The 16,284-nt window shown below is 70.0% G+C and carries 17 protein-coding genes; 11 read left to right on the top strand and 6 right to left on the bottom strand.

All coding sequences use genetic code 11. The annotated features are described in order from the left end of the window. Positions 1 to 56 precede the first annotated feature (56 nt). The 8 genes from AOZ06_RS24305 (at position 57) to AOZ06_RS24270 (ending at position 10,067) form a co-directional block, all read left to right on the top strand. The gene (locus AOZ06_RS24305; RefSeq protein WP_054291513.1) at positions 57 to 2,372 is read left to right on the top strand and encodes a P-loop NTPase family protein; all 2,316 of its coding nucleotides are present in this window, start codon (positions 57 to 59) and stop codon (positions 2,370 to 2,372) included. A gap of 5 nt (positions 2,373 to 2,377) precedes the next feature. Continuing rightward, entirely contained in the window at positions 2,378 to 3,421 is a 1,044-nt protein-coding gene (locus AOZ06_RS24300; protein ID WP_054291512.1) for a hypothetical protein, read from the top strand. Continuing rightward, positions 3,418 to 4,443 (top strand): hypothetical protein, encoded by a 1,026-nt coding sequence (locus AOZ06_RS24295; protein ID WP_157233213.1) that lies wholly within the window; start codon positions 3,418 to 3,420, stop codon positions 4,441 to 4,443. Before AOZ06_RS24300 ends, AOZ06_RS24295 begins: the two co-directional genes overlap by 4 nt. After that, on the top strand, positions 4,433 to 5,302 hold the full coding sequence (locus tag AOZ06_RS24290; RefSeq protein WP_054291510.1) for a hypothetical protein: 870 nt from the start codon (positions 4,433 to 4,435) through the stop codon (positions 5,300 to 5,302). The genes AOZ06_RS24295 and AOZ06_RS24290 overlap by 11 nt, the downstream gene beginning before the upstream one ends. 280 nt (positions 5,303 to 5,582) lie before the next feature. After that, positions 5,583 to 6,881: a hypothetical protein gene (locus tag AOZ06_RS24285; RefSeq protein ID WP_157233212.1), complete on the top strand. Its 1,299-nt coding sequence runs from the start codon at positions 5,583 to 5,585 to the stop codon at positions 6,879 to 6,881. Next, on the top strand, positions 6,878 to 7,795 hold the full coding sequence (locus AOZ06_RS24280; RefSeq protein ID WP_054291508.1) for a hypothetical protein: 918 nt from the start codon (positions 6,878 to 6,880) through the stop codon (positions 7,793 to 7,795). Before AOZ06_RS24285 ends, AOZ06_RS24280 begins: the two co-directional genes overlap by 4 nt. Then, positions 7,792 to 8,868, top strand: coding sequence for a TRAFAC clade GTPase domain-containing protein (locus tag AOZ06_RS24275; protein ID WP_054291507.1), 1,077 nt, complete (start codon positions 7,792 to 7,794; stop codon positions 8,866 to 8,868). Before AOZ06_RS24280 ends, AOZ06_RS24275 begins: the two co-directional genes overlap by 4 nt. Beyond that, complete coding sequence (locus AOZ06_RS24270) at positions 8,865 to 10,067, top strand: hypothetical protein (RefSeq protein WP_054291506.1); 1,203 nt, start codon at positions 8,865 to 8,867, stop codon at positions 10,065 to 10,067. Before AOZ06_RS24275 ends, AOZ06_RS24270 begins: the two co-directional genes overlap by 4 nt. Before the next feature lie 14 nt (positions 10,068 to 10,081). On the opposite strand, the gene AOZ06_RS24265 is transcribed toward AOZ06_RS24270, so the two are convergent. Beyond that, the gene (locus AOZ06_RS24265) at positions 10,082 to 10,729 is read right to left on the bottom strand and encodes a sulfite exporter TauE/SafE family protein (RefSeq protein ID WP_054291505.1); all 648 of its coding nucleotides are present in this window, start codon (positions 10,727 to 10,729) and stop codon (positions 10,082 to 10,084) included. On the opposite strand from AOZ06_RS24265, the gene AOZ06_RS61710 reads away from it, so the two are divergent. After that, complete coding sequence (locus tag AOZ06_RS61710) at positions 10,730 to 11,170, top strand: AraC family ligand binding domain-containing protein (protein ID WP_335338416.1); 441 nt, start codon at positions 10,730 to 10,732, stop codon at positions 11,168 to 11,170. Next, positions 11,100 to 11,366 (top strand): helix-turn-helix domain-containing protein, encoded by a 267-nt coding sequence (locus AOZ06_RS61705; RefSeq protein ID WP_054291504.1) that lies wholly within the window; start codon positions 11,100 to 11,102, stop codon positions 11,364 to 11,366. Before AOZ06_RS61710 ends, AOZ06_RS61705 begins: the two co-directional genes overlap by 71 nt. Before the next feature lie 57 nt (positions 11,367 to 11,423). On the opposite strand, the gene kynU is transcribed toward AOZ06_RS61705, so the two are convergent. Continuing rightward, the gene (gene kynU, locus AOZ06_RS24255) at positions 11,424 to 12,665 is read right to left on the bottom strand and encodes a kynureninase (RefSeq protein WP_054291503.1); all 1,242 of its coding nucleotides are present in this window, start codon (positions 12,663 to 12,665) and stop codon (positions 11,424 to 11,426) included. Between the two features lie 160 nt (positions 12,666 to 12,825). Here kynU and AOZ06_RS54315 point away from each other — a divergent pair, with 160 nt between their 5' ends. Continuing rightward, entirely contained in the window at positions 12,826 to 12,966 is a 141-nt protein-coding gene (locus AOZ06_RS54315) for a helix-turn-helix domain-containing protein (RefSeq protein WP_169798973.1), read from the top strand. Here the strand turns inward: AOZ06_RS54315 and AOZ06_RS24250 are convergent. The 4 genes from AOZ06_RS24250 to AOZ06_RS24235 are packed head-to-tail and all read right to left on the bottom strand — an operon-like array spanning position 12,963 to position 16,257. Beyond that, the gene (locus AOZ06_RS24250; RefSeq protein WP_083471888.1) at positions 12,963 to 13,745 is read right to left on the bottom strand and encodes a UDP-3-O-acyl-N-acetylglucosamine deacetylase; all 783 of its coding nucleotides are present in this window, start codon (positions 13,743 to 13,745) and stop codon (positions 12,963 to 12,965) included. The two genes, AOZ06_RS54315 and AOZ06_RS24250, sit on opposite strands and share 4 nt — an antisense overlap. Beyond that, positions 13,742 to 14,734 carry a UDP-3-O-(3-hydroxymyristoyl)glucosamine N-acyltransferase gene (gene lpxD / locus AOZ06_RS24245; protein WP_063810413.1) on the bottom strand — a complete coding sequence of 331 codons (993 nt, stop codon included), beginning with the start codon at positions 14,732 to 14,734 and terminating at the stop codon, positions 13,742 to 13,744. Before lpxD ends, AOZ06_RS24250 begins: the two co-directional genes overlap by 4 nt. Next, entirely contained in the window at positions 14,731 to 15,453 is a 723-nt protein-coding gene (lpxA, locus tag AOZ06_RS24240; protein WP_054291500.1) for an acyl-ACP--UDP-N-acetylglucosamine O-acyltransferase, read from the bottom strand. Before lpxA ends, lpxD begins: the two co-directional genes overlap by 4 nt. Positions 15,454 to 15,477: 24 nt before the next feature. After that, entirely contained in the window at positions 15,478 to 16,257 is a 780-nt protein-coding gene (locus AOZ06_RS24235) for an isocitrate lyase/PEP mutase family protein (protein ID WP_054291499.1), read from the bottom strand. Positions 16,258 to 16,284 lie beyond the last annotated feature (27 nt).

Genomic DNA, 16,284 nt, shown 5'->3' with positions numbered 1-16,284 from the left:
GTCTGCCGACTTTTTCCGTGTGACACGGACTCGAATCGCGGCTGTGGGGGTTACGGGTGGCCACCGATGATCTGATCGAGCAGAAGATCGACGCCGCTTTGCTGGGGCGGCAGACGTGGCGACCGGTTGTGCGGCGCATTTCCGCGGCGCTGGACGACATCGGCGCCGGTTTCGTCGAGCTGGCTCAGCAAGCGGGGAATGCCGGTGTTCTTCCCGATGGCGCGGGCGAGCTCCGGCAGATGCTCGACGACGTGCGGCAGCGGGTCGCCGTCATCGACCGCCGCGTGCACCGCGACAGCCTCAACCTGGGCGTCGTCGGTCTCACCAAGGCCGGGAAGAGCACTTTGCTGCGGGCGATCACCGGATTGCGCGAAGACGTCATCCCGTCGTCCGACTACAGTTCCACCACCGCCGCGGTCAGCCGGATCTTCAACCGGCCGGGTGCGGCGGAAACACGCGTCACGTTCCACACATGGCACTCTTTCCGGTCGAACTACCTCGCGCCGTTGCACGTCAAAGCGGGTGAAGGCGCGGCACCGGGCACGCTCGAGGAATTCATCGGCCGCAAGTACAAGCCCGGCGCCGGACTCGGTTCCGAGGATGTGCCGCACGAACGTTTCCGCCGCAAGATCCGGATCGCGCAGGAGTCGGTCGCGAGCTGGCGCGGTGAGCTCGGTTCGCAGTCCCAGCAGATCCCGATCACGCACCTGCGGCCGTACGTCTCCTATCCGCGCAAGGACGATCCGCAGCACCACCGGCCGTACCACGCGGTACGGGAAGTGCACATCTGGAAGGAGTTCCCGGCGCTCGGCTCGACCAGGATCGGTCTGGTCGACCTGCCCGGCACCAACGAGGCCGGGCTGGACGTCGACCGCCACTTCGCCGAAGGCCTGCGCAACGACGTCGACCTGTTGCTGTTGGTCAAGAAGCCGGACTCGAACTCCGCCCAGATGACCGAGGCGGACTGGGAACCGTTGAACCAGGCGCGCGCGGCCTGCGCCGGGGTCCGGCTGGAGGACTTCGTGTTCGGCGTGCTCAACAACCACTACCCGCCCGGCGACGAGAACCGGCGCTACTTCGACAACGCCGTCGCGGCGCTGGGCAGGGAGTTCGCGGCGTTCGGCGACGGGATCCGGCACACGGCGGTGAGCGCGAACGACAAGAACGACGTACGACGGCAGCTGATGGCACCTGTGCTCGAACACCTCGCCGACCGCATCTCCCACATGGACCACGACGCGCTCGGCCACGTCCGCACCGAAGTCCTCGCCTTCCAGGACCAGCTCACCGCGTTCACACGCGAAGTACTCGAGCGGGCCACCACCGTGCTGCACGGCCTGCCTGACGAGAAACGGCTGCTGCTCGAACTGGCCGACGCCAAGTGCAACCAGATCGGCGAACACCTCCAGGAACTCGCGGAGTCGCTGGCCGGGGCGGCGGATCAGGGCGTGCCCGACCCTCGGATGGCCGACGCCGTGACCCGCGCGGCGGGTGAGGTCAGGCGCTGGGTCCGGGAGAAGGGCCTGGGTTCGGGGACACGTGAGCAGTGGCTGAAACAACCGGCGCGCGGCGTGCACTTCAAGCAGAAGCCGCTGGAGGCCACCGAATACGAGTACAGCCGGATGCGGTCCAAGGTCACGGAGGCGTTCGGCGGCATCGACGCGTCGCTGCACGCCGCGACCGAGCAGCTCCGCGCGGACATCGCGGCCGTCTTCCAGGCCGAGCTGGGCCTGGTCTCGACGACCGGCCCGAGCGCGACGGCCGACTGGCAGAAGCTCGCGGCCAGCCGCCAGGCGCACAGACTGGCGCACGCCTTCGGTGAACTCGGGCAGCTGCGCAAGGAGTACGGCAGCGTGCTGCTGCGGGTCGGCCGCCCGATCATCCAGCGGATCAACTTCACCAGGCGGACACCGCCGCCGGCCCAAGGCGGCAAACCGGCCGCGGGCAGCGCCACGTGGCAGGACCCGTTCGCCGACGGGGCGGTGTTCGTGGCGGCCGAAGCCGTGCGGGTCGCGGCGGACACAGTGGTCTCCCACGTCACCCGCGGGGTTCCGAAGACAGCCGACGAGCTCTACTCGGACCTCACGCAGGCCGTCGAGCAGGCCGTCGACGAGATCGAGAAGGCGCTGCTGGCCGAGGCTGCCTCGGTGTCGATCGTGCTCGCCGCGGCGGCGACCCAGTTCTGGGACGAGGCGACGCTGAAGAGGTACGTCACGCGGGACTACGAGAACCTGTGCGGTCCCGACGCGCAACGGATCTGGCCCGCGGAGTTCGGTGCGGGCAGCGCCGCGCTGTCGGCCGCGTTGTCGAAGGTCACCGAGCTGGCGCAAGCCGTGCTGGCGTCCACCGCCGACCTGGCCGCCGGGTGGTGACGGGGATGACCGCGCCCACAGTCAAGGTGACCATGCTCGGCCACTCCGGCTCGGGCAAGACGACGTTCACCATCGGCATGCTCGCGTCGATGGGCCCGGGTGAGGACGACTACGCCGTGTCCACCCGGGACTGGGACCACGGGATGGAGCTGCTGGACGCCTGGTCCCGGCTGCTGGAGACCGGCAAGTTCCCCAAGTTCACCGACATGTCGGAGTTCAAGGAGTACGCCTTCGTCCTGCAACGCGGGCTCGCCGAGACGGTGGTCACCGTCGACTGGGTCGACTACCGCGGCGGCGCGCTCAACGACCGGGCCGCGGCCACCGACACCGCCGCGCTGCGGGCCCGGCTGGAGGAGAGCGACAGCGTCTACATCGTGCTCGACGGCGGGATCCTCGGTGGCTGGATCGACGAGATCGCCGCGGGCACCTCGAAGGAGGCGACGCTCGCCTCGGCACGGCACCGGCTCGGTATCGCGTGGACGTCGAACATGTTGCTGACCGCGCTCGACAGGATGCGGTCGGCCGGTCGTCGCGTTCCGTCCCTTGTGGTGCTCGTGACCAAGAGCGATCAACTCCACGAGGTGCTGGCCAAACGCGGGGCGGACAAGAAGAGTGCCGAACTCAGCGCGCTCAACGCCGTACGGCGGCTGCTGCCGTTCGCGTTCTCCGGTGGGGCGTGCACGCTCATCGACTTCGTGTCGGTGGGCCGCCCCGGCGCGCCGCCTCAACCGTCCGGGTTCAAACCGCCGTTCCTGTTCACGTTCCTGCGTTACCTCCATGACGCGGTGGCCACGGAAGAGCGCGTGCTCCAGGCGGCGACAGCCAAGCACGAGCGCACCGCCGGTGATCTGGCGTTGCTGGCCAGACGGTTCGGTGGCGGGTTCTTCCAGTCCGGCAAGCGCGACAAGCTGACCGCCTTGCAGCAACAGCTCGTGGCCGAGTCGTCGGCGCACAAGGCGAGGCTGGAACAGCTCGCCGCGGAGGCCGCGAAGCTGGAGGCCGAACTGGCCGGAGCGCACATCTTCCGGAACGGAGATCCCGGTCGATGACACACGCACAGGGGATGTGGTCGCCGATCGTCTACGGGCGGACGGACACGTCCGACTCGTGGTGGCGGGCCATCCCGTCGGGGACGACGTCCACCGAGCTGTTCGACGTGGTGACCGCCGCTTTCGCCGGTGGTGCCGACCTGGACACCCCGCGGTTCCTCCTGGCTCGCCGCGGCGGCCGGTGGATCACGGGTGTCGCGTGCCAAGCCAGCGAGCTCAGCCGCAGCATGGCGACCGACAGCCAGAACCGGGAGCTGGCGACCTTCGTCGGGTGGGCCGCACCGGACACCGAACTGCCACCGTCGTCGTTGGCGCACTGGGAAACCAGCTTCGCCCAATGGGCGGCACCGGTCTACGAGCACTGGGCCGGTGCCGACTGGACGCTTCCCGTGCGGGACGTGCGCGACCCGCACGTCGTGGCAGCGCAGCCACCGCCGTGGCGGGCTGAACCGCCGCCACCAGGGCCGGAATTGACGCGGACGTACGGCAGCGCCTTGTTCCTCCCGCCCGAGGCCAGCCATCAGGCGTGGGACGAGGGCCGCCGCACCACGGGCCCGTTCACGCTCGTGGTGGGCTGGCGCAAGCCGGACCTGGTACGGGCGGATCTGGTGACCCACGTGTGCATCAGCGGTACCACCACCGCCAGTCACGCCAAGTCGTACGCCGCGGGAACCGACATTGCCGGGGCAACCACTGTCGTCGAGGCGAACTTCGCCGGAACCAGTGCCCCGGGAACCGGCTTCGGTGACGTCGGCACTCCCCCGCCGCGACCGGCCCAACCCATGTCCGTCGCGGTGATCCCGCCACGTCCGCTGCTCGCGCCCGTCTCCATGCCAGCGCCGGTGCGCTCGGGGTTCTGGCGCAGGTTCATGTGGGCGAGCCGTCGCGAGGTCGAGCGGCTCGAGCACCAGGTCCGCTGGCTGACCACGGAACTGGAACAGGTCCGTGCCGCGATCACGGCGCTCGACGCGCGGCTGTCGGCCATCGAGGCGGCCCGCCCGGGAGAAGGCGATGCACGCTGAGCCCGTCGTGCCGGTGAACGTCGTCCTGCTCGGCGCGGACAGTGCGAGTACGTCAGCACTCGTCGACCGCGCCGCGCAGCACGGCTGGCATCTGCGCTACCCGAAGTCCCCGGACGGCAACGGACACCACGTCTTGCTGTGGTCGGCCGGGGAGGGGCCCCGAGTCGAGTTGTCGGCCACGGCACCCGCCGGGCACGTCCTGCACAGTCGTGCGTCGTCGCCGAGCCTGGTCGCGCTGCGGAACGCGCTCGATGACGCGGACGTGGTGTGTCTCGTGCTCGACGGCGACAGCGTCCAGGACTGGTTCTCCCACCGCGACGTCCAGCGCACACGCAGGCGGCTGCGTGTCCACGAGATCTCAATGCTGGTGCGTGCCACCGCCACAGATCGCATGCGGTCCGGTCACGAGTTGCCCGCGCTTGTTCTGGCCGTCACCAGCCAGGTCGACGGTGTGACCGTCAACGCGCTTCGCGAGCTCGTGCCGGTCGCGTTCAGCTCGGGCGCCGACACCCTGGTTGCCTTGCCTGGTAACGCCGCCGCGCCATTCCACTTCGCGGTCGGACATGTCGTCGCCGGTCAGCTCGCCGGTCGCGGCGCGGCACTGCACACCGGCATCGGACGGTTGGACGCCCTGACCCGGCAGATCACCGGAACCAGGGTGGGCAGCCGGAAACGCGCCCGGTTGGAGGCCCAGCGAGGCAAGCTGTCGGCGGGACTCGTCGCTGAGCAGGAGGCGTCCGCGCGGCTCCGCCATCTGATGCGTGTCACGCAGCGACGCCTGCACGGTCTCCCGTTCTTCCACGACGGCCGGACGATCGACCCCGCCATCGCCCTCGGGAGGCGGCGCTATGACGCGTGAGGCTTCGTCTGACGCGGTGACCGTCGTGGACATGCGGGACGGTGCGCTGGGCACGCCGTCGCCGGGCGCTCGCCGAGTCGTCGCGCTCGGTGGCCCAACCGACCCGTTCGACGCTCTGGCCGCTGCGACGGGCCCGCTGGGCCTCATTGTGGTGTCGGCGTGGGACGGCGGGCTGCTGCTGAGCCTGCCCGGTGCCTGCCCGCGCGGTGTCATCGCCGGTGACGGCACGGGTGTGGACCATGTCCTTTCTATCCTCAGTGGACCTGACGCCTTCGACCTTGTGGCAAGGAAACTCGCCACGTTGCCGTCCCGCTGCCTCCTGCTGCGAGAAGCCACGGCCACAGGCGCGCCTCGACGGTTGCCGGACGGACTTGGGGCCGCGTTGGCGGATCTCGCCGAGCACGGCGAGCCGCACACGGCCCCGGCCTTCGGGCACGAGTCACCGGCCGGGACCGCCAGCGCCCAGGTCGAGGACGCTGTACACCACCACGCGGCGCTCACGGCCGCCCTGGCGTCGCCCCGAGCCCTGATCGGCCGCCGCAGGCCGGGCCGGGAGCTTGGTCGTGCCGCGCGTCGGTGCGTCACCGCGGTCGAACACCAGCGCGTGGTCCACCGGCGGTTGGCAGGGCACATCGACGACCGGCTTGTGCGCGGAGTGCCGTGCGACGACGAGATCAGTGCCCAGTGCGGGCTTGAGCCTGGGCCGGTGCCCACGTTCGAGATCGTCACGGCGGTCCGGGAGATGATCGAACCGCACGCCGAGGCGAGCGACCCTGTCGTGCGGGCGTTGCGCGGTGCCGCGGCATCGGTCTGGTCGGACGGCTGTGGTCGCGTACTCGACGCGCTGGCCGCGTTCACACCGACAGCCGTCACGCTGCCTGTCTTCCGTCGCGGGCCGCTCCTGGGCACGATGCTTCCCGGCGCGTTCCTCGCCTGCGCCGCAGCCGCGTACGCGACACCGGGCTTGCTCACGGGTTGGGCGACGTATGCGGTCGCTGGTGCGGTGGTGTTCTTGTGGTTCATGCTCACCTGGCTGCTGCTGGCTCGTCACCCGGTCGGTGACAGCGAAGCCTCCTGGCGAGGTGGGTTCGCGGGCGCGACGACAGCCATGTTCGCGGGTCTTGCCGGTGGGGCCGCTGGTTACGTGGTGACACGGCTGGTGGCACCGGCGCCGCTCGTGCCGAGCGAGGTGCTGCTCTGCCTCGCCGTTGTCGTCGCGGTGCCTCTCGCGTTGGCGAGCTGGCGGGCGGCCACGAAGGAACTCCGATCAGCGCCCGGTCTCGCGGCCCTGCACCACCAGTCGCACGACCTTACGACCGCCACGTTGTGGGCGGTCGCGCGTTGGCGGACAGCACGACGACGGGATCTGGTGGCTGCGACAGTCTTCGAAGCGGCTGCGTGCCTCAACGAGTTGGCGGGCTGCCCACCTGAGGTGGTGCGGCTCGTGCTGCGCGGTGCCTGGACCGCCGCCGCCTCCGGTGACCCGATGCCGCCCGGCGGATACGGCCGTCGAGCCGAGGACCTGGTTGCCTGCGGGCGCCTGTTCGCACCGTTGACGGTGACGGAAGTGCTGATATGAGCACCATCGAGCTTCGCTACCGGGACGCGTGGGGACACCTGTTCCGCGAACACGTCACGCCAGGTGACCCGCTGCACCGGCCAGGCGCGAACCTCCCGGCGACCACACTGACCGGGCCTGGCGGGCGGCGGCTGACCCGGAAATGGGTGCCATGCGAACTGGGCGCCGACGACGCCACCAGCTACGACCTGCTGGACAACGAGATCCGCACGCTCACCCGGCTGCGGCAGGTGTTCACCACGGTACCGCCGCAACTGCCCGAACTAGTCGGGTACGACCTGGACGCCGAGGAACCGTACGTCCTGCTCGGCGAATACCGGGGCCTGCCGGGTGTGCTGACCGCCGGACGTCTCGACCTGCACCAGCACCACCGGTTTCGCATCGGGCTGCTGCGGGCGGTGGCCGCCCTGCGCGCCGAGGGCATCGCGCACGGCGCGATCGGGCTCGGCACTGTGCGCTGGGACGGCACAGGCGTTCAGCTCGTCGACTTCGAACTCGCCCGGCACGCCGACGGGGCCGGGGATGTGCGGGACGCGGCCGTGGCGATCAGGGAGATGGTGCTCGGTCCCCTGCCGGACCGGGCACGTCCGGACCTCACCGGCGATCCCGGACCGCTACGGGCGCTGCTCGGTGACGTCTTCGACGCCACAGCACGGCCTCGCCCGGACGCGACCCACCTGCTGGTCCGCCTCCGCGCCACCACGACCGCGCACCCGAAGCGGGAACCGTCATCCGCCCTCGAACCCGGCCACCGCTTGTTCGACAGCCTCAGCATCGGCAAGCGGAGCATCCCGAAACCACCGCCTCCGCCCCGGCCCACGGTCACACCCGGCAAGCAGACGATCCGCGGCATCGTCCTGGTCACCGCGGTGGTTCTCGTCGTGATCGCCGTGATCATGGCGGTGATGGTGTGAGCGAGCAGAACGACATCGTGCGCTGCCCGATCTGCATGGACCGGTTCGTCTGGGCCGAGGCCGGTCACGTGCTGATCCCGGGCAACGACTTCGAGGACGCGGCATTCGTCGACCTCGACGGCATGGACCCGCTCAAGCAGAGCGACTCGCGCCGGGGAAGCCACGTGCGGTGCCCCAATCCGTCCGGGGACATGGTGGAGCACCATCTGCCGGCCACGTACGGCAACTACGTCAACCGCCTGGTGGTCGGCCTGGTCGGCGCGCCCAACGCGGGCAAGACTCATCTGTTCACCGCGATGGTCAGGCAGATCGACCGGCAGGGGCTGCTGCCGTACGGCCTGTCCGTCGGGTGGCTCGACATGCGGGCGCACAGCCGGTTCAGGCAGGGCCAGGTCGAGCCGTTCGAAAGCGGGAACGCACTGGCCGGAACCCGCCGCGGTGTCGTGGACTACGCGGGCATCCTCGTCCTGCGGCGGTTCGACGGCGTGGAGTGGGCGGTGACGTTCTTCGACATCGCGGGCGAGGACCTGCGCCAGGCCGGCGCCGGCGGGCTGGGCTCGGCCGGGCGGTTCCTCGCCGGTGCGGACGCGTTCCTGTTCGTCTACGCGCCCGACGATCCGGTGGAGACCGGGACCGCCGCCCACCCCAGCGAGAACAGGGCGTTCGCGCTCGCGATCGAACGCATGCGGGCCACCCCGGCTCTGCACGGCCGACCGGCGGCGATCGCGTTCACCAAGGCCGACAGGTTGCGTTACGTGCCGCCGATCGGCCGCTGGCTGCGCGGTCCCGACGGCAACGGTCTTGACGCGGCGAGGACGCGTGCGGAGAGCCGTGACATCTTCGCTTATCTGCACGACCAGGGAGCCGGTGCGGCGCTCGCGCCGTTCAGCGTGTTTCCCCGCTGCACCTTGCACGCCGTCTCCGCGACCGGCGGTGACGCGCAGCCGAGGGACGGCAGTCGGGTGTTTCCCCGTGGGGTGCGCCCGATGCGCGTGTTGGAGCCGTTGGTCGCGATCCTCGCGATGGCGGGCGTGATCCCCGGTGACGAGGCAGGAAAGGTGGGCATCCCGTGAGCGTGGTGCACCAGGCGCGGTTCGGTTTCGTCGCGTCGTCGGGGATGCAGATCGTGGCGAGCTCACTGCCCCGGACGCACGTACCGGCCTGGCAGGACTCGTTGGACACCCACATCCGGCTCGACCCGGTGCCCGGCACCGCACTGCCGTCCACCGCACTGTCCTACATGGTCTTTCCGAACGACATGGCCGTGGTGCTGCGCCGGTGGCAGGACGGCGGGTCGCCGGGCCGCAACCCGGCACACGCGTTGATCGCGCCCGCGGACGTGCTCGACGTCCCGACCGCGCTGGGCTTGGCCACTTGGTCCGGGTGGGGTGGTCACGCCACCACCCCGCTGTCCGCCTCGGAACTCATGCGCAGCGCCTCGGCGGGATTCGACGCGGACGCGGACGAGGAGGTCGCGGTCGCGGAGGTCCTCGGCAGGCTCATCGAGCGGCCGGCTCACCCGGTGAGCATCGTCGGCTGCCCGGACGAGCAGCGGCTGCCGTTGATCCGGGCGTTGTACCGGGTCGGCAGCACGGTGCTGCCCAAGCAACGCCAGTGGACGTTCTCCACCTACGAGTCGGTGCACGACGCCGGCATCCCGAACCTGCCGGAGATCGTGTTCCTGCCGAAGGATCCCGGGTCGCTCTCGGCCAGACGCGTCGTCGTCGACCTCGCTTCGCCGTCGGCACAAGGCAAGGCGGTCGCGTTCATCCGGAAGCAGCCCGTGCGGCGCAGCATGCCCATGCCCGCTCCTCCCACGCCACCAGCCGCACCACGGCACGGCCTGCCGCGATGGAGTGTTCGCATGGCCGTGGGGACGCTCATCCTGGGGATCGGCGTGGCGTTGGGTGTGGTCTTGAGCCGACCTGGCCAGCCCGTCCTGTCCGCTGCCCCCGCTCCTGTTACGACCAGCACTCCGCCCACACCCAGGCCACCCGTCGTGTACTTCACCGTGACCAGCCCTGTGCCGAACAGCGAAACGGTTGTCCTGCTGGGTAGGCAAGCCGACAAGTATGCCCACAAGGGACTGTGCGGGAAGGGAAACGGAGGTTGGGTGTGCAGTACGTCCGTAACGCCTGATCTCGCGGTCCTGGCCGTCGCGGACCAGAAGGCGGTCGAACAGCTCGAGAAGGCGAAGGCGGACGGCAAGTCGATCCCGCTGCCCGCTGGTGTGCGACTGCTGCTGGAAGCGTCGCCGACCGAACGCGAATAGCCCACGAACCTGAGTCACAGCCCGCCCGCCAGCACAGCGACCAAGGCGGCGATCAGCAAACCGATGTACGCCAGCGCGTGCGCCCGATCCGGGATCGGGGGCAGCCAGCGGCGGGCCGCCGCGACAGTCGGCAACGACCCGGCCAGCAGGGCGGTGGCGGCCAGCGGATCGACCGCGCCGAAACCGGTCGTACCGGGGACAGTGAGATAGACCAGCAAGGCGACGACCGCCACCGGCAGGCTCAGCGGGTTCGCCATCACCGCGGTGTCGGCCAGCGGCAGGCCACGACGGCGCAGCAACGGCACGGTCATCACGCTGCCGCCGACCCCGAGGAAACTCACCACCGCACCGATCCCGACGCCTCCGGCTGTCGTCGTGACCGGCCCGAGAGGACGGACGGCCCCGGCACGCACGAACCCGCGTCGCACGACACTGTCGACGATCGTGACACCCAGGTACACCGCGAAAAGGTGCAGCCATCCGTCTGGGACCTCGGTGGCGGCGAGTGCGCCGATGCCCGCGCCGACAGCGACGTGCATCGCGTCCGGGCCGGACGCGGCCACCGCGTACACGACCGGAACGGTCACGAACCCGCCGCCGAATCCGAACAGGACAGTCGTCACCCCGCTGAGGCAGCCCAGCGCGAACAGGGTGATGATCACGTGCCTCGACGTTACCCAGCGGTGGCGTGGCCGACATCCGCAGAGACGACGTGTTCTTCCGAGTTTCCGCCAGCTACACTCGCCGATGTGCGCAATGTCCACATCGACCGGGTGGACTCCCTCGACCGGGATGTCGTGGCGATCGGCACCGACTACCCACCGGGCCATCTGGCACCGCCGCAACGACATCGCCGGGCCCAGGTGCTCTACGGCGTCAGCGGTTCGATGCGGGTCGAAACGTCCGACGGGACGTGGACGGTTCCGCCACACTGTGCCGTGCTGATCCCCGCAGGCGCGCTGCACGCCGTGGAGCTGGGCGGCGTGAGCATGCGGAGCTTGTACACCGAGCCTCGTCGCACCCCGTGTCGACGTGCGGCCGGGAACATGGGCCGAGCGGCTGCACGTCAGCGAACGGACCCCGCAGCGGCGCTTCCGCGATGAGACCGGTGCCGGCTTGGCCGAGTGGCGGCGGCGGGCGTGCGTACTGCATGCCGTGCGGCTGCTGTCGACGGGCAGGCCCGTCGCCGAGGTCGCCGCCGATGTCGGCTACGCCAGTCCCGGCGCGTTCAGCACGATGTTCCAGCAGCTCGTCGGCGCCCCACCACGAGAGTTCCTCAACGCCGGGCGCCCGGCGTGAACGCGCGGCACAGGCGGCAATCCGGCGGCCACCTCTGACAGGGTCCGGTGTGGATGGTCAGGTCACCCGGCCGGGCGCGTCGTCCAGCTGTTCGTAGGATCGGCTCGCGAGCAGGTCGCGCAGCCGGTCCATCGCGTCCCAGACGTCGACGAACCTCGTGTACAGCGGTGCGGGGCCGACGCGCAGCCGGTCAGGTTCCCGGTAGTCGCAGATCACTCCGGCTCCGGCGAGCGCGCGGCAGATCCGCCAGGCGTCCGGGTGCTCCAGGGTCACGTGCCCGCCGCGCCGGTCCGACGCCACCGGGGAGGCGACCCGCATGCCCGGCGGCACCAGGTCGAGCACGAACTCCCCCAGCCGCACGCTCTTGTCCCGGATCCGCGCCACCCCCGCTTCCTCGATCACCGACAACGCCGGGTCCACCGCGGCCAGGGACAGGACGGGTGGGGTGCCGACCAGGAAACGGCCGATCCCGCCCGCGGGGTCGTAGTCCGGCCCCATCCGGAACTGGTCGCGCTGGCCGAACCAGCCCCAGATCGGTTGCCGCAGCGCCGGGTGGAGGTCCGCACGCGCGTACAGGAACGCCGGTGCCCCCGGCCCGCTGTTGAGATATTTGTACGTGCACCCGATCGCCAGGTCCGCGCCGGAGGCGTTGAGATGAACGGGAAGTACACCCGCGGTGTGGGAGAGATCCCACAGCACGACCGCGCCCGCCTTCCTGGCCAACGAGTTCACGGCGGCCATGTCGTTCAGTGCGCCCGAACGGTATGACGCGTGCGACAGCACGACGAGCGCGACGTCGTCGTCCACTGCGGCCGCCACACTGTTCAGACTGAGACCTGTGTCGATATCGGACGCCAGCGCTCGTACGGTCAGGCCGCGTTCGGCGGCGAGTCCCTGCACGATGTAGCGGTCGGTCGGGAAGTCCCCGGCGTCGACTACGATCGTGCGCCGGTCCGGTGTGGCTGCGAGCACGGCAGCGGCCAGCTTGTACAGGTTCACCGACGTCGAGTCGGAGAGCACGACTTCGCCCGGGCGTGCGCCGAGGACGTGTTCGGCGAGCCGGTCGCCGAGGCTTGCCGCCCAGTCGATCCAGGTGTGCCATGTCCGGACAAGTCCTGTGCCCCACTGGTTGCGCACCACCGCGTCGACGAAATCCGGTGTGGCCGCGGGCAACCGGCCGAGCGAGTTGCCGTCGAGGTAGACCAGGTCCGGGTCTGTGACGACGAACCGGTCACGCGCCCACGCCAGCGGGTCGGCGGCGTCCAGTTCCTCGGCGGTCCGGCGTGGCGGGTGTCCCACGGTTGTCCCCAATCTGTCTCGCGGCGTGCTCCGGTACATCGTGGACTCCGCGCGGCTTCCGCGCAGAACAAGGAGTTCCGCGCGACACATCGGTGGTTGCCCGCGGCTTTCGCCGGTAGTGTCGATGTCAGTTCCCACTCCCCTGAAGGAGTCCCCCCCCATGTCGTTCGGCCGGCTCTTGCGCGAGTTCCGCCAGCGCCGCGACATCAGCCAAAGCGACCTGGCCAGGCAGGTGTACGTCTCGCAGTCGACCATCTCCCGGTTCGGGAGCGGCAGGCAGAAACCCGACCAGGCTTGCTAAGGACAGCGGCTGGATGCGAGCAGTGCGGCCATCCGGACACCGGCCGTGTGCCCGCTGCGATGTGCTGTCACGTCAAGGCAACGCGCGGGAATGCCGGCGAGGTAGAGATCTCCGGCCAGGTCGAGCAGCTTGTGCCTGGCCGGTTCGTCCGGGTAACGCGGCTCGTTGCCGTACCCGTCGGTACCGATGAGCACGACCGAGCCGATGTCCAGGCCCTGCCCGATGCCGCTGTCCAGCAAGGCCTGGACCTCGTGGGCGTGGGCGATGGTGCGTGCCCGCGAGACACCGGTGAGGTAGTCGTCCGGCATCACGCACTTCACCGTCTGCGTCACGCCGAAGCATTCATAGCTGTAGGTCCACTGACCTGTGCCGGGCTGGACACGAATCCACGCGTCGTTGTCGCTGACGACTACTTCTCGGTCCGGGAGCGCGATTTCCGTGGGCGTCAGTTCTTCGACGGCGTCCAGTGCTGCGACGAAACCGGCCGCGCTGCCGTCCAGTGCCGGAAGCTCCGGACAGGACACCTCGACCTCCGCGTCCGTGATCTCCACACCCGCGAACGCACTCATGATGTGCTCGACCGTGGCCACGTCACCCAGCGTGGTGTTCCTTCTCGTGCCGGTCACCGCGTCCGGTGCTGCTGGAATCCTCGTTCCGCCGTGCCGGAAGGCGATACCGTCTTCGCCGGGGTGGATGGTCACGCGTACAGGACGGCCCGAGTGCAGCCCCCGGCCGTCGAGTCGTACCGGGCTGGCCACTGTCCGGCGACGCGCCTTCACTCGCCGCGCTCCAGTTTCTCGATCCGTTCGTGCAGGTGCGGCAGCCGCGCCACGATCCGCAGGCCTTCCGCCAACGGCCGCGCCGGAACTCCGTAATAGACACCGGGGTCCGGGATGTCCTTGGTCGTCAACGTTCTCGCTGCGAAGGACACGCCGCCGGCCACTGTCACGTGGTCCGCGACGCCGGTCTGGCCGGCCAACGTCACCCGCTCCCCGAGCACGGAACTGCCCGCCACGGCCGACTGGCCACAGATCACCGTGTGGTCGCCGATCCGCGCGTTGTGCCCGATCTGGACCATGTTGTCGAGTTTCACGCCGTCGCCGACCGCGGTCGCGCCCGCGGTGGCCCGGTCGACGGCGCTGCTCGCGCCGATCTCCACGTCGTCGCCGATCAGCACGCCACCGACGTGTTCGATCTTGCGTTGCGTGCGGCCGTCCCACCGGAATCCGAATCCGTCGGCGCCCAGGGTCACGTGGGCGTGCAGAACGCACCGCGCACCGACCTTGACGTCCTGATACAGGACGACATGGGGATACAGCACGGTGTCCGCGCCGACCACGCAGTTCTCGCCCACGTAGCAGAACGGGAAGACCTTGACCCCAGCGCCGATCCGCGCACCCTGCTCGATGACTGCGTACGGCCCGACGGACGCTGTGGCGTCCACTTCGGCAAGGGGGTCGACGATCGCGGTCGGGTGGACACCGGTCCGTGACGGCAGAGGCCGCCGGCACATCGTCAGGAAGGTCTCGAAAGCCACGCGGGGCTTGCTCGCGATCAGGTGCGGCCGGTCCACTTCGAGTCCAGGCGGCACGATCACGGCGCCCGCCGCGTGTGCCGTCAACTGCCGCAGGTACTTCCTGCTCTCACAGAAGGTCAGTCCACCAGGGTCGTCCGAGTCGACGGCGACCGGTCGCAGCACACGGAAATCCGGGCTGTCACCGACCGCGGCGCTCAGCGGCCCAGCCAGTTCGGCCAACGTCCAGCTCACGACGCGCACCTCCCGCGGTGGAACGGGGAAATCCCCCGCGTGGACCGTGCGGCCAGGAAGTCCTTGAGCACGCCGACCAGTTCGGTGCTGTCGCCGGGGTCCTGCCCCTCGCGTAATCGGTGGAACGCGGCCCGCAGCGCCGCGTACTCGTCGCCGCGGATTCCGGCGCGGCGCAGGCCGACCGCGTTCAACGCGCGGTGGGTGGCCGGATTGCCGTCCACCGCGGAGAACGGCAGGACATCGCGGTTCACCTTGGCCATCGCGGCGACCATCGCCCGGCTGCCCACCCGGACGTGCTGGTGCACGCCGGTCATGCCGCCGATCACCGCGTGGTCGCCGACGGTCACGTGACCGGCGAGCGCGGACTGCTGGCAGACGACGACACCGTCGCCGACCCAGCAGTCGTGGCCGATGTGGCTCTGTCCCATGATCAGGCAGCTGGCGCCGATCCTGGTCGGCCGGTCAGGGGTGGTCGAGCGGTGGATGACCGCGCCTTCCCTGACCGCGGTGCCGCGGCCGATCTCCAGGCAGGTCCGGCCGCCGGCGAACGACAGGTCCTGCGGCTCGCCGCCGATCACCGCGTGCGCGTCGATCCGCACCCCTGGCGCCAGCCGGACGCCGTCGTGGATCACCGCGTACGGCCCGATCCGGACGTCGTCGGCCAGTTCCACGTCATCGGCCACGACCGCGGTCGGATGAACTCCGGGCAACTCGGCCATCCAACCCCACACTTTCCACGAGATTCAGTTGAGCTTGCGTGTGTCGGCGGGCAAACCACCGCCTGCGTAGACGTCCTCGGCGAGCTTGGCGAGCGCGGTCAGCGCGACGTTCTGGCTCCACGGCCCGTACGAGACGCGCGAGACACCGAGCTGCTGCGCGGTGGCCAGCGGGATCGAGCCGGGGATGCCGATCAGGTTCACCTTGCGCTCGCCCAACGCCTCCACCAGGCGCTCGACCTGGCTGACGTCGAGCTTGCCGGGTACGAAGAAGTTCGAGGCGCCCGCCTCGAGGTATGCCCGGCCGCGGGTGATCGCCTCGTTGAGCACGTCCTCGGGATCACGGTCCGCGGCCTTGATGAAGGCGTCCGTCCGCGCGTTGAGTACGAAGTCGACACCGGCGGCCTGCGCGGCGGCGACCGCGGCCTCGACCGCCCGCACCGACTCGTCCAGCGGCTTCATCTGGTCCTCGAGGTTGCAGCCCACCGCGCCGACGTCGATCGCCCTGGCCACCGTGCCACCCGGGTCGCCGTAACCGGCCTCCAGGTCGGCCGTGACCGGCAGATCACCGGCCACCCGCACGATCAAGGCGACCTCGGCGATCATCTCGTCACGTGGGATCTGCTCGCCGTCCGGGTAGCCGCGGGAGGCCGCGATGCCGTGGCTCGGCGTGGCCAGCGCCTGCGTGCCGGGCGTTTCGGCGACGACCTTGGCGGTGATGGCGTCCCACACGTTGACGACCAGCAGCAGTTCCGGCGCGGCGTGCAGCTCCTGCAAGCGTGTCGCCTTGTCAGCGATGGTGATCATGACAGCCAATCTACGAGAGGGCCACGC

It is taken from the genome of Kibdelosporangium phytohabitans, assembly GCF_001302585.1.
Classification (GTDB): Bacteria; Actinomycetota; Actinomycetes; order Mycobacteriales; family Pseudonocardiaceae; genus Kibdelosporangium; species Kibdelosporangium phytohabitans.
This window is presented reverse-complemented; position numbering and strand designations above follow the sequence as displayed.

Coding starts and splice junctions, on each gene's coding strand:
- AOZ06_RS24295 (WP_157233213.1), top strand. CDS start 3,418: ATGACACACGCACAGGGGATGTGGTCGCCGATCGTCTACGGGCGGACG.
- AOZ06_RS54315 (WP_169798973.1), top strand. CDS start 12,826: ATGTCGTTCGGCCGGCTCTTGCGCGAGTTCCGCCAGCGCCGCGACATC.
- lpxA (WP_054291500.1), bottom strand. CDS start 15,453: ATGGCCGAGTTGCCCGGAGTTCATCCGACCGCGGTCGTGGCCGATGAC.
- AOZ06_RS24235 (WP_054291499.1), bottom strand. CDS start 16,257: ATGATCACCATCGCTGACAAGGCGACACGCTTGCAGGAGCTGCACGCC.
- AOZ06_RS24280 (WP_054291508.1), top strand. CDS start 6,878: ATGAGCACCATCGAGCTTCGCTACCGGGACGCGTGGGGACACCTGTTC.
- AOZ06_RS24300 (WP_054291512.1), top strand. CDS start 2,378: ATGACCGCGCCCACAGTCAAGGTGACCATGCTCGGCCACTCCGGCTCG.
- AOZ06_RS24290 (WP_054291510.1), top strand. CDS start 4,433: ATGCACGCTGAGCCCGTCGTGCCGGTGAACGTCGTCCTGCTCGGCGCG.